A 12,929-nucleotide genomic window follows, 5' to 3' on the forward strand; every position below is an offset into this window, starting at 1 on the left:
TGGCATAAGACCTGCGCTGTGCGAGGCCTCGAGGCATGACCTTTACGTCGTGGCAGTTTGCCGTATTTGCCGCGATCGTGTTTGGCGTCTATTACCTGCCGCCGGTCAGGCCGTTCCAGGTCCAGCTTCTGGTCGCGGCCAGCCTGTTCTTTTATGGATATGGCCAGCCGGAACTGCTGCCGCTGCCCGGTGTTGCCGTCGGCGGTACTTATCTTTTCCTGGTGCTGGCGCTGCGCGATCGCCGCTGGCTGCCCGTCGGCATCATCTTCAACCTCGCGCTGCTGGCCTTCTTCAAATACAAATTTCTGTTCTTTGATCCCAAGGCGCCCGTTCTCGTCGACGTCGCGGCGATCGACTTTCTCCTCAAACTGCCGCTGCCGGTCGGCATCTCGTTTTTCGTCTTTCACAACATCAGCCTCTTGGTCGATCTGACGCGCGAGAAGAAGGCGCCCGCCCCAAGCCTGGCTGACGTCTTCCTCTACATCATCTTTTTTCCGCAGCTCGTGTCCGGGCCGATCACGCGCGCCGGCCTCTTCCTGCCGCAGATCGAGCCGAAGCGATTTTCGGAGATCCCGGTCGTTGAGGCCGCGAAGTGGGTTTTGATCGGCTTCTTCTTCAAGCTTTACGTGGCCAACAATCTCAACGAGATGACGTCCTATATGGACTTTCCGTTCTATGAGACCCTGCAAACGCAGGATCGCTGGCTGCTCGTCATTCTCTACGGCTATCAGATCTACGCGGATTTCTTCGGCTATTCGTCGATCGCGATCGGGCTTGGACTTCTGTTCGGTTATCGTCTGCCGATCAATTTCGACCTGCCTTATATCTCGGCCTCGTTCTCCGAATTCTGGACACGCTGGCATATCTCGCTCTCGACCTGGTTGCGCACCTATCTCTACATTCCCCTGGGCGGCAACAGATGCGGCAAGCTCCGCACCTATCTCAATCTGATCATCGTCATGGGCCTCGGCGGCCTCTGGCACGGTGCGGGTTTCAGCTATCTCATCTGGGGCCTCATGCACGGGCTCTTGCTGGCGATCGAGCGGCCGTTCCTCAAGACGTTCGAGACGATCAATTCGGCGGGATTTCGTGCGCTTCGCATCGCAGTCGTGTTTTCCTGCGTGACCATGCTCTGGATCTTCTTCAAGCTGCCGAATTTCGATCACGCAGTCAGCTATATCTCGGGCATGTTCAGGCCGAGCACGAATCCGAACCCGACAAAACTGTTCTATGATCTCGCATTGTTGTATTCGCTGCCGGTGATCCTGCAGCATCTTCGCCTGGGTGTGCTGTTCGAGCGACGATTGGCGACATGGGAGCCCTATGTCTACGGTGCGTTGGGGGCCTTGGCCTATCTCGAGGCGGGACCCACAACCGCGTTCATCTACTTCCAGTTCTGACGCGATGCAGAAGCAGCAGGGATCATGGGCCTGGCTTGCGCGATGCGGAATGTCCGCAGCGCTGATCTTAGCGGCCTGCGGCCTCGCTACCGCGCATTTCGGACGCGGGCTGCAGATGCCGGCGACAACTGCCAGGGACGGCACGCTGGTTACCCTGAACAGGTATATCAATAATCCCGTGCCTGATGTCGTGCTGGTCGGCAGCTCGCTCACCTTTCGGCTCAGGGAAGAATATTTCGCGACGCCGGGCCTGCGCAATCTGGCGCTCGCCGGCGGCTCGCCGGTGACCGGGCTTACGATTGTCGCGAACCAGCGACGGCTGCCAAAATTGATCGTCGTCGAAACCAATGTGCTGTCGCGGAAGCCCGATACGGCGCTGATCGAGCGGTTCTCCGCCACTTCGCACCAAGAGCTGTTCTTCCGGCCCGTTCGCGCCGCGATCGCGGCCTATGAGAATTTCAGCCATGCGCCCGCCACTCATGAGCAAGTCGCGGCTTCGCTGCGGCGAGTGATCGCGCAGCCGCCCAGCAACTTCGACAATCGCATCTATCTTGCGCGCGCTGTGCAAGAGCGGGAGACGGAGGATCCGACCGCCGCCGCCATGGCGAGCGTCGCAGAGATCGCCCGCTTGAGCCGGGCGCTGGAACAGCGCGGCGCGCGCGTGTTGCTGATGGAATTGCCATGCGAAGGGCCGATCGAAGCGGCGCGCTATACGCGCATCACCCGTGAGATCGTCCGGAAGGCGTTTCCGGACGCAAGGCAATGGCTTTCGATCGATGTCGACAGGACCGAGCTGCGCTGGGCGGATGGCGTCCATCTCGACGAGCGATCCGCGATCCTGGTGAGCCAGGCTCTGGACGGGAGTCTCGGCAAGCTGGAAAGTGGTGGCGCCTCCCGCTGAAACCAGGCGAGAAGCGCTACTGCCGCCCCAACTGCGTTGCCTGCGTGACGCTTTCGAAGCGCTCCAACGAAAGGATTGCATTCGCAAACTGCTCCGCCCGGCCGTTGAGCACGGGGCGGGCAAGCGTCAGGAATTTCTGTTGCATCGCCTGCGTATCGGGGAACGAATTCGGCTCCCCCGAGGGATCGACATGCAGCCGCTCGTGCACGCCGTCATCGGTGGTGATGGAGACGCGGGCGCCGAACGGATGGGGGCGGCCGATTTCGAGACGATCGTCCTGCACCACGTCGAACTTGTCGGCGAGCGCGTCGATCGCGGCCTCGCCAAGCCGCTCGTAATCGTCCCAGCCGAAGCGGCCCTGGTCGAGCGCAACCGCGCCGGTGAAGAACATCGAGAACTGCCCGCCGACGATCGAGCGCGGGTGCCGTTTGGTGGCGGCGTCGCCCGTCAGCGTGATGCCGTTGCGGTGCAGTCCGATCTCGACGCGCTTGACCTGGTCCGGCGTCAGATTGTGTTCGCGCCGCATGGCTATGATCGCATCGAGCGCGGCATGGGTGTAGCGGCAGCTCGGATAGGGTTTTACGCCGATCTTCATGGTCTCGTAGGTCGTGCCCAGGCCCGCGGTCGCCTTGGCGGGATGCGGATTGTCGCTATAGCCGACGAGCAGCCCATGCTTGCCTTCGACCGATTCGATCGAGCCGACGAAATCGTTGCGCGCGAGCGTGGCGGCGATCACGCCGTTCATTGCGGCGGCGCCGACCTGGTAGCGTTTGTTCCAGGCGCCGTTGACCAGAAACTGCAGCGAGCCCGCGGCCTGGCTGCCGGACACGCCGAAGGCCGAGATGATCTGCGCCTCCGAGAGGCCAAGCAGTTTTGAGGCCGCTGCTGCCGCACCATAGGTGCCCGCCGTTGCGGTCGGGTGAAAGCCGCGTGCGTAATGCGAGGTCGGATCGAGCGCATTGCCGAGCCGGCAACACACCTCATACCCGGCAACGATCGCGGTCAGCACCTCGCGGCCCGACGCACCGACCATCTCGCCGACCGCAAAGGCCGCCGGCACCACCGGCGCGCTCGGATGCAGCGAGGAATCCGCGTGGGTGTCGTCGAAGTCGAGCGAATGGCCGAGCGCGCCGTTGAGCAGTGCCGCGACCGCCGGGGTCCAGGTTTTGCTGTCGCCGAACACGGTCGATTTGCCCTTGCCATCAAGGGAAAGTCCCTCGAGCATCTTGAGCAGCGACGGTGTAGACTCCGCGTCGCGCCGCGCGCGGACGGTGCTGCCGAGAAAATCCAGCGTCAGCACCTTGGCGCGGTCCAGCACCTCCGGTGGAATCTCCTCGAATTTCAAGCCGGCGACATAGCCGGCCAGCGTGGCGGTTTCCTCTGCCATCCTGGTGTCCTTGTGACCACGGAAAAATTTGCGCGAACTCTAAGTCTGCGGGCGGCGATCTTCAATGCTGCGGGCGCCCCAAATCCGCATTCCAGCCAGCCGCGCCAAGCGCGGCGTCCTGTTCGCGGGTGGAAACGGCGCCGAAGAAGAGTTCGATGAATAGGGGGACGAAAGCCCTCTTTGGGCTCTGGATGGCAAGGCATCAGAGGGGTAGGTCGGTCTGCCCCAGGATCCAGCCTTCCCGCTGCGCGGGGACGATCCGATCATCGGCCATCTCGGCCCGGCGTCCGGCCACGACCTCGATCATTCCGCACAATCCGGCAAGGGCGTCGAAAGCATCCTCGCCATCGCCGCCTGCGCCAAAGCCGTCGCAGACGCGTCGCGCGATATCTGGATCGAAACGCACGCGGTGCCTCGATGCCCATTCGAGCAGGATGCGGCCGGCGGCCATTCGCCCCTGCTGCGAACGCTTTCCGACCAATCCTCGGACTCCAATGTGCCGGTAGGCTTCGGCGGGATAGGCTTCTGCAATTGTCAAACCGCCCGTATCTAACTCTGCAAGCAGGCCATCGAATGGCCAGAGGCGCCCGCCGCGCCGCCGCACCGGGATGAGGATCTCCCGCCAGCCGCAAAGGGCCGCCTTGCCGACCTGCTTTGCGCCGACGGTCCAGAAAATCGCCTCCGCGCGGAGCCGGTTTTCGGTCGCCTTGTCGCATTGGCGAAGCAACTCGTCGAACGAGGCGCATCCGAGGCGCTCACATAAGTCCGTATGCCGTCCGCCCGCGGGATGCGTTCGATAGAACGGCTGCGTGGGAGAGATGTCGAAGAGCGTTTCTGCCGGCGTGAAGAAACGGCGCGCATGCATGGAGCACGGCTCGGATATGAGATCGAGAAAGTTGAGTCCCGTCCTCTCCAGATAGGCCGAAGGCAGACCGATGGGAAAATCGAACCCGGCAAGCGTTCGCCTGCCCTGCTTCAACAGATCATCCACGAACAGGTCAGGCGAAGGCGTTGGCGCCAGATGCTCGATCAGCCAACTGTCCTCCAGCGAAAGCGCCACAGCCGTCCAGCGTTTGGCCGGCAAGACGCTCCAGTCCGAATGGACGAGACGGTTGAAGCGGAAGGGACTCGTCACGGCAAGTTCCGCGTTTTCACCTATGGTATCTTCGCGACCTGCCGGAGCAATGTCCGCGCGATCAGGCGGTGAAAGGGCATGATCAGTTTCAGATACGTCCTGCCGAGCAGGTTGTGTGTCAGCACCAATGTGGTCGCAGTGACCTGCTGTCCGCCTTCGGCGGCGGCGACATCGATGACGATGCGAAAATCGAGATGATGGTCGTCGAAGCCGGCAACCAGCCGCTGCGGCGTCTCGCTGAGCACCGGGAATATTCCGATTGCCTCGCCCGAAGCTGGTTCGCCTGCACCCGAGGTCTTCAGTCCGAAGGGGCTGACCAGGATGTTGCGCAGCTTCAGAAGCGCTTTGATCCAGCGCGGTCCGAACGTCAACATCTTCTCCGCCGCCTGGCGCGCATCGAGGCTCGTCGCGATTGTCACGATGCGAAACGCGTCAATGGACTGAGCACCGGCGAGCAGGCTCGCGGGATCGACAGCGGGTGTGATCTCGTGGACTTTCATGGCGAATGCGGACGCTCAGCGCTCGCCAGCAGCCGGAACCGCAGCACCAACAGCGCTGCATACACGGCAGTGCCGATCGACAATCCGCTCCACACGCCGATGGCGCCAAGGCCGGCGCGGAATCCAAGCACGTAGCTAAGTGAGAAGCCGATCAGCCAATAGCCGACGCAGGCAAACAGGAGCGGCACCCGTGTGTCCTTCAACCCGCGCAGGCTGCCTACCGCGATGCTTTGTACGGCATCGGTGATGAAGAAGCTTGCACCGACCAGCAGGAGGTTCGCAGCCAGCTTGATCGTCGCGTCGGCATTTTCGGCGGCCTCGCCCAGAAAAAATTGGGCGATCTCAAAGCGGGCCGCGACGACGGTGAGCGTCAGTATTGCGGCGATTGCGATGCCGAGCAGCATCGCAACCAGGCCCGCGCGCCTGATGCCGGGACCGTCGTTGCGGCCGACCGCATGGCCAACCCGCACGGTCGCCGCCATGCTGATGCCGAAGGGGATCATGAACAGGATCGCCGCGACCTGGAGCGCGATCTGATGGGCGGCAAGCGCCGTGGTGCTGATCAGGCCCATCAAGAGCGCAGCGGCCGAGAACAGCCCGTACTCCATGAGAAAGGCCATCGAAATCGGCGCGCCGATCACGATGAGCTGTCGCATCAGCGGCCAATCGAAATGCCAGAGATGGGCGAGTACGTGATAATCGCTGAAAGGACGGCGCCGCGTTGCAAACCAGAGCCCCGCCAGAAAGGTCGCGCAGTTGACCAGCGTGGTCGCAAGTCCCGCCCCGAACAGCTCCAGCCGTGGCAGGCCGAGCTCGCCGTAGATCAAGAGATAGACGAGCACGGCGTTGATCGGGATAGCCGCAAGCGTGATCCACAACACTGGCTCCGGCCGGTTGACCGCGCCCATGAAGCTGCGGATGGCCAGGAACCACAGCGCCGGCGCGACGCCCCAGGCGAGCCCGAACAGATATTGCTGGGCAAGCTGCGCCGTTTGCGGCGCCTGGCCGAGGGCGAGCAGGATTCGCTCGCCGCGCAGCGGAAGAACCATGATCGGCAGCGACAGCAGAAGCGCGACCCAGAGGCCCACGCGCAGCGATCGCCTCACCACGGCCGGATTGTCCGCACCAAAAGCCTGCGCCGCCAGGGGCGCCACCGCCGACATCAGGCCCATGCCGAAGGTGAAACCGACGAAATAGACCGTGCCGGCCAGCGCGGCCGCGGCGACCGCCTCGGCGCTGATGCGCCCGATGAAGGCGAGATCGGTCGTCATCATCGCGATCTGTCCGAGCTGCGTCAGCGCCATCGGCAGCGCGAGTCTCGCAGTTTCGCCAAGTTCGAGAGCAAGATGGTTCCGTGCGCGCCTCAAATCGTGCGGCGACGCCGAGGCGGGCTGTGCTTCAACTGCATGTTCCATGGGGCGCCATGCTGCCGTGTTTGCCCCGTCAGGGCAAAGCGATCTGCACTTTAGCGCATGCGAAGCATCGTCGCAGGGCTCGCTGGCTTCGTATTGGAGCATTTACCTCGACCGGTCATCCTGAGGCGCTCGCGAAGCCAGCCTCGAAGGATACTTAAGACCTCGCAGCAAGCTAAGGCAAATTCGCGTAGCCAGCGCTACCGCGCCGGCACGCGGGTGATCCTTGCGCCGAGCGCGTTGAGCCGTTCGTCGATGCGCTCATAGCCGCGCTCGATCTGGTCGGCGTTGTTGATGGTGGAGGTGCCGTCGGCGCAGACGGCGGCGAGCAGCATCGCCATGCCGGCGCGGATGTCGGGGGAGATCATCGAGGCGGCGTGCAGCCGGCTAGGACCCGCCACGATGGCGCGATGCGGGTCGCACAGCACGATGCGGGCGCCCATCGCGATCAGCTTGTCGACGAAGAACATCCGCGATTCGAACATCTTTTCGAACATCAGGATCACGCCCTCGCATTGCGTGGCGGTGACGATCGCAATCGACATCAGATCGGCGGGAAAAGCAGGCCAGGGCTGGTCCTCGAGCTTTGGCACATGGCCACCGAAATCGTCCTTGATCTTCAGCGTCTGTTCGGAGGGTACGATCAGGTCGTCGCCGGCGACCTCGCAGACGATGCCGAGCCGCTCGAACCCCATGCGGATCGAGCGCAGATGCTCGACGCCGGCGCGTACAATGCGCAGCGACGAGCGCGTCACTGCGGCAAGCCCGATCAGCGAGCCGACCTCGATATGGTCGGGCTGAATGGAATAGGTGGCTGGGCCGAGCGTAGCCTGACCGTTGATCACCATTGTGTTGGTGCCGATGCCTTCGATCTTCGCCCCAAGCGCGGTCAGGAAATGGGCGAGATCCTGCACATGCGGCTCGGATGCGGCGTTGCGCAAGTAAGTGGTGCCTTGTGCCGCCACCGCCGCGATCAGCGCGTTTTCGGTCGCGGTAACGCTCGGCTCATCCAGGAAGACATCGGCGCCCTTGAGCTGCGAAGAGCGGAACTCCAGCCGGTCGGTCGCCGTCACGCTGGCGCCGAGCTGTTCGAAAGCCAGGAAATGGGTGTCCAGCCGCCGCCGGCCGATCACGTCGCCGCCGGGCGGCGGCAGCGTCAGTGAGCCGCAGCGGGCCAGTAGGGGCCCTGCCAGCAGGATGGAGGCGCGAATGCGGGCGCAGAGAGTGGGGTCGAGATCGGCGGCGCGAATGTCCTTGGCGTGAATGACAAGTCGGTTGCGGCCGCGCCACTCCGCCGCGGCGCCGGCCGAGCGGATCAGCTCGACCAGGGTCTCGGTGTCGCGAATGCGCGGCACGTTGTCGAGCGTGACGGGGTGCTCGGTGAGGAGCGCGGCCGCTATGATCGGCAGTGCCGCGTTCTTGTTGCCGGAGGGCTCGATGGCGCCCTTCAGCCGATGGCCGCCCTCGACGATGTATTGGATGGGGGCCACGCCTGCCTGCACCCTTAGACGTCGACGGTCGCGCTAAGCGAGTTGTCCTGGATGAACTCGCGGCGCGGCTCCACCACATCACCCATCAGCTTGGTGAAAATGTCGTCGGCCTCGTCGACCTCCTTGACCTTCACCTGCAAGAGCGAGCGCGCTTCGGTGTCGAGCGTGGTCTCCCAGAGCTGATCCGGATTCATCTCGCCGAGGCCTTTATAGCGCTGCAGGTTGAGTCCCTTGCGGCCGGCCTCGGTGACGGCCTCGAACAGGCCGACCGGGCCGTGAATGGTAACCTCTGTATCCTTCCGTCGCAGCTTGCCAGGATCATCATAGGCTTGCTGCAGCTTTGCGGCGTAATCGTCAAGCTTGCGCGCGTCGGCCGACGCAAGAAGCGCGTCATCGATGACGGCGGAATCCTTCACCCCGCGCACGGTGCGCTCGAACAGGAAGCCCCTGCCTTCCTCGAAATGACCGGTCCAGCCCCGTTCGACCTCCTCGGCGATCCGGTCAAGCCGCTTGGCGATATATCCTGCCGCCTCTGCGGCGTTCTCCGGGTCCCTGGCAATATCCGGCCGCAACACGCCAGCGATCGCCGCCTGCTCGACGACCGTGCGGTTGTAGCGGCTATGCAGATTGCGCAGCACGTTGCGGATGACACGGGCGTCCTCCACCAGCGACAACAGATCGCGCCCCGAGCGGTCTTCGCCCGATGCCGCCTTGAACACGCATTCGTCGAGGCCGGTCGAGATGAGGTAATCTTCCAGCGCGCGCTCGTCCTTCAGATATTGCTCGGACTTGCCGCGCGACACCTTATAGAGCGGCGGCTGCGCGATATAGAGATAACCTTGATCGATGATCTCGCGCATCTGCCGGTAGAAAAAGGTGAGAAGCAGCGTGCGGATGTGGGCGCCGTCGACGTCGGCGTCGGTCATCAGGATGATCTTGTGGTAGCGCAGCTTCTCGATCGAGAAATCGTCGCTGATGCCGGTGCCGAGCGCGGTGATCAGCGTGCCGATCTGCTCGCTCGAAAGCATCTTGTCGGTGCGCACGCGCTCGACGTTGAGGATCTTGCCGCGCAAGGGGAGCACGGCCTGGAACTCGCGGTTGCGGCCCATCTTGGCGCTGCCGCCGGCCGAATCGCCCTCGACGATGAAGAGCTCGGATTTCGCCGGGTCCTTCTCCTGGCAGTCGGCGAGCTTGCCGGGTAGCGAAGACACGCTCAACGGGTTCTTGCGGGTCAGCTCGCGCGCCTTTCGCGCGGCTTCGCGTGCCGCGGCGGCCTGGATCACCTTGCCGACGATGACCTTGGCCTCGGTCGGATGTTCCTCGAACCACGCCGCCAAGGCTTCGTTGAGCACGTTCTCGACAACCGGGCGCACTTCGGAGGAGACCAGCTTGTCCTTGGTCTGCGACGAGAATTTGGGGTCCGGTACCTTCACCGAGAGCACGGCGGTCAGCCCTTCGCGGCAGTCGTCGCCGGTGAGCTGGATCTTTTCCTTCTTCGCATTGGCCTCGGCATAACCGTTGACCTGGCGCGTCAGCGCGCCACGGAATCCGGCCAGATGCGTGCCGCCATCACGTTGCGGGATGTTATTGGTGAAGCACAGCACGTTCTCGTGATAGCTGTCGTTCCACCACAGCGCGGCCTCGACTCCGATGCCGTTCACCTCCGAGCGCACCATGATGGGCGCGGGTACGATGGCCTTCTTGTTGCGGTCGAGATATTTGACGAACTCTTCGACGCCGCCGCTATAGTGCATCTCCTCGCGCTTCTCGACGGCGTGGCGCATGTCGGACAGTACGATGTTGACGCCGGAGTTGAGGAAGGCGAGTTCGCGCAAGCGGTGCTCGAGCGTCGCGAAGTCATATTCGATGTTCTTGAAGGTCTCTGTGGAGGCAAGGAAGGTCACCTCGGTGCCGCGCTTGCCATTGGCCTCGCCGACGACCTTCAGCGGCGCCACCGTCTCGCCATGGGCGAACTCGACGAAATGTTCCTTGCCGTCGCGCCAGACCCGGAGCTGCAGCTTGCTGGAGAGCGCATTGACCACGGAAACGCCGACGCCGTGCAGGCCGCCCGACACCTTGTACGAGTTCTGGTCGAATTTTCCCCCCGCGTGGAGCTGGGTCATGATGACCTCGGCGGCGGAAATGCCCTCGCCCTTGTGAATGTCGACAGGGATGCCTCGCCCGTCGTCGCGTACCGTCACGGAATTGTCAGGGTTGAGAATGACCTCGACGCGGGTGGCATGGCCGGCCAGCGCCTCGTCGATCGCGTTGTCGACGACCTCGTAGACCATGTGGTGGAGGCCTGAGCCGTCGTCGGTGTCGCCGATATACATGCCCGGCCGCTTGCGAACGGCATCGAGGCCCTTCAAAACCCGGATCGATTCCGCGCCGTAATCGCTCGCGATCGAATGCTCGGTGTCGGCAACGGTTTGCCGGGCGGGTTCTGTCATGTGAAGCCTTTTGCGGATGTCCCGAATCAGCGGCGGAAGATGAGGCGCTGATGACGCCATTTCTGCCACGAAAGATGCGATGCGCCTAGCGCAAAGTATCCATGGTTAAGCTTTTGAATACATAGATTTTTTTGGCTCTTTTTCAAGGCATCGGAAGGCCTGTTCTCTGCCTCCGAAAAAGCGCGATTCGCAAGCTGCTTTTCCCTTAAAAATACCGGTTTTTCCGGTCTGAAATCGCTCCTCACAGGCCGCTAGATCGGCCGGCGATCGCAGGGCGCAGGTCTCCTGCGCGCTGGATGGGGGTATGCCATCCGTCGCTGCTGATGCAGATGACGTGTTGAACTTTACGGACCGGCTGATGCTGCCTGTGTTTCCAGATCGCTATCGGCCGGATATTGACGGCTTGCGCGCCGTGGCGGTGCTGCTGGTCGTGATCTTTCACGCATTTCCCGACGCCCTGCCGGGCGGCTTTATCGGGGTCGATATCTTCTTCGTCATTTCCGGGTTTCTGATCACCGGCATCATCGCCCGCGAACTTCAGCGCGGCCGCTTCAGCCTGCTCGCGTTCTATGGGCGGCGGATCAGGCGGATCTTTCCGGCCCTGATCGTTGTCTTGGGCGCAGTGCTGGTCCTGGGCTGGCTCTGGATGCTGCCGTCGGCCTATGCAAGCCTGAGCGCCGACGTCTTTGCCAGCGCCGGTTTTGCCGCCAACATCGCACTCTTGCTGCAGTCCGGCTATTTCGATGTCGAGTCGGCGAGAAAGCCGCTGCTGCATCTGTGGTCGCTCGGCATCGAGGAGCAGTTTTATCTGGTCTGGCCGCTGCTCCTGATGCTGGCGATACGGGCACGGGTGGGCCTGCTCGCGGTGGCTTCGGTGATCGGTATTGCGTCCTTTGCCCTCAACGTGGCGCTGGTCGGCTCGGATCCGGTCGCGACCTTCTACCTGCCTTTCCCGAGGGCTTGGGAACTCCTGGCGGGCGGCGCCCTGGCCTGTACCTTCGATCGTCTCGCGCACGCGCAGATTGCAAGCAATCTGCGGGCGGCCGCAGGTGCCGTGCTGATCGGGGTTGCGGCCGTGCTGCTCGACAGCGGGCGTGCGTTTCCCGGCTGGTGGGCGCTGCTGCCGGTCGCCGGCAGCGTGCTGTTGCTGTCGGCGCCCGCGGCCTGGGGCTGTCGACATCTGCTGTCGAGCCGGATCATGATCTTTTTCGGCCAGATCAGCTATCCGCTCTATCTGTGGCACTGGCCGCTGCTGGTGTTTTTCGCCATCATCAAATTCGCGCCGCTGACGACGCTGGAGCGGCCGCTGGTGGTCGGCCTGAGCATCGTGCTGGCCTGGGCGACGTACCGTTTCGTCGAGATCCCAATTCGCTTCGGCCAGCCAAGCAGCGCCAAGCTCGCCTCGCTTGGTGCGGCCATGGCGCTGGTTGCGCTCGGCGGCATTATCGTTGTCAGTCAGAACGGCTTCGATTTCCGCGTGCCGGCGGAGATCCGCGCCATGGCGCAGGTGCCGACGCAGGCCGCCAAATGGCGCGTGCATCAATGCATGCTCGATCTCAGCCACGAGACCTCGTTTGCCGATGATTGCGTCGACCGCGACCGCCGCCCGCTGCTCTTGATCTGGGGCGATTCCACCGCCGGTTCACTGATGCCGGGCTTGCGCGAGGCGCAACGCAGGCGCGACTTCGGCATCGCCCAGTTCACCTCGAGCGCGTGCGCTCCGGCCTTGCACGCCGATATTCCCGGTGTCCCCAATTGCCGCGCCATGAACGACAAAGTGCTTGCGCTCGCGGTTGAGCTCAAGCCCGACATCGTGCTGCTGCACGGCGGCGCGGACAAGTTCATCGACAACATCGCCGAGACCGTGGCCGTGCTGAAACGCGAGACCCGCGCGCGGATCGTGGTGCTCGGCTCTGAGCCGGTCTGGAAGCGCGGACTGCCGAACGAGGTGCTCCGATATTACATGCTGCACCATCGCCTGATTCCAGCGCGCACGACTGAATCGGTCTCGGCGAATTGGTATGACGCGGAGCTGCGCGCCAAGCTCGTGCCGAAGGGGGCTGAATTCATTTCCGCCTGGGACGTCTTTTGCAACGTCGATGGTTGTCTGGCGCGGCTCGGCGACCAGGCCAGCGACATCACCTCGAGCGACACGATCCACCTCACCGAGAAGGGATCGGTGTTCCTGGTGCAATCGATCGTCGACAGGGTGCTCGACGGGCAACCCGCGCAAGCGGCGGCAGCGGCGCATTGA

The 12,929-nt window shown here is 63.3% G+C and carries 9 protein-coding genes; 3 read left to right on the top strand and 6 right to left on the bottom strand.

Annotated elements, in window-relative coordinates; all coding sequences use genetic code 11:
- The first annotated feature begins 35 nt into the window (after positions 1-35).
- Together F758_RS0120450 and F758_RS0120455 are read left to right on the top strand one after the other, a co-directional pair.
- On the top strand, positions 36-1,400 hold the full coding sequence (locus tag F758_RS0120450; RefSeq protein WP_024509623.1) for an MBOAT family O-acyltransferase: 1,365 nt from the start codon (positions 36-38) through the stop codon (positions 1,398-1,400).
- A 49-nt stretch (positions 1,401-1,449) separates the two neighbouring features.
- Positions 1,450-2,301: a hypothetical protein gene (locus F758_RS0120455; RefSeq protein WP_024509624.1), complete on the top strand. Its 852-nt coding sequence runs from the start codon at positions 1,450-1,452 to the stop codon at positions 2,299-2,301.
- A gap of 16 nt (positions 2,302-2,317) precedes the next feature.
- Here the strand turns inward: F758_RS0120455 and F758_RS0120460 are convergent, their stop codons facing one another.
- The 6 genes from F758_RS0120460 to gyrB all read right to left on the bottom strand — a co-directional run bounded on the left by F758_RS0120460 (position 2,318) and on the right by gyrB (position 10,675).
- Positions 2,318-3,688, bottom strand: coding sequence for an MmgE/PrpD family protein (locus tag F758_RS0120460; protein WP_024509625.1), 1,371 nt, complete (start codon positions 3,686-3,688; stop codon positions 2,318-2,320).
- A gap of 202 nt (positions 3,689-3,890) precedes the next feature.
- Positions 3,891-4,823 (bottom strand): DUF429 domain-containing protein, encoded by a 933-nt coding sequence (locus F758_RS0120470; protein ID WP_024509626.1) that lies wholly within the window; start codon positions 4,821-4,823, stop codon positions 3,891-3,893.
- A gap of 20 nt (positions 4,824-4,843) precedes the next feature.
- Positions 4,844-5,323, bottom strand: coding sequence for a DUF2867 domain-containing protein (locus tag F758_RS0120475; RefSeq protein ID WP_024509627.1), 480 nt, complete (start codon positions 5,321-5,323; stop codon positions 4,844-4,846).
- Positions 5,320-6,738 carry an MATE family efflux transporter gene (locus F758_RS0120480; RefSeq protein ID WP_024509628.1) on the bottom strand — a complete coding sequence of 473 codons (1,419 nt, stop codon included), beginning with the start codon at positions 6,736-6,738 and terminating at the stop codon, positions 5,320-5,322. The genes F758_RS0120475 and F758_RS0120480 overlap by 4 nt, the downstream gene beginning before the upstream one ends.
- 197 nt (positions 6,739-6,935) lie before the next feature.
- The gene (gene murA, locus F758_RS0120485; protein WP_024509629.1) at positions 6,936-8,225 is read right to left on the bottom strand and encodes a UDP-N-acetylglucosamine 1-carboxyvinyltransferase; all 1,290 of its coding nucleotides are present in this window, start codon (positions 8,223-8,225) and stop codon (positions 6,936-6,938) included.
- Positions 8,226-8,239: 14 nt separating this feature from the next.
- Entirely contained in the window at positions 8,240-10,675 is a 2,436-nt protein-coding gene (gene gyrB, locus F758_RS0120490) for a DNA topoisomerase (ATP-hydrolyzing) subunit B (RefSeq protein ID WP_024509630.1), read from the bottom strand.
- A gap of 304 nt (positions 10,676-10,979) precedes the next feature.
- Between gyrB and F758_RS0120495 the strand changes: the two genes are divergently transcribed.
- The gene (locus tag F758_RS0120495; RefSeq protein ID WP_024509631.1) at positions 10,980-12,929 is read left to right on the top strand and encodes an acyltransferase family protein; all 1,950 of its coding nucleotides are present in this window, start codon (positions 10,980-10,982) and stop codon (positions 12,927-12,929) included.

This window comes from Bradyrhizobium sp. ARR65 (assembly GCF_000472385.1).
In the GTDB taxonomy this organism is placed as follows: Bacteria; Pseudomonadota; Alphaproteobacteria; order Rhizobiales; family Xanthobacteraceae; genus Bradyrhizobium.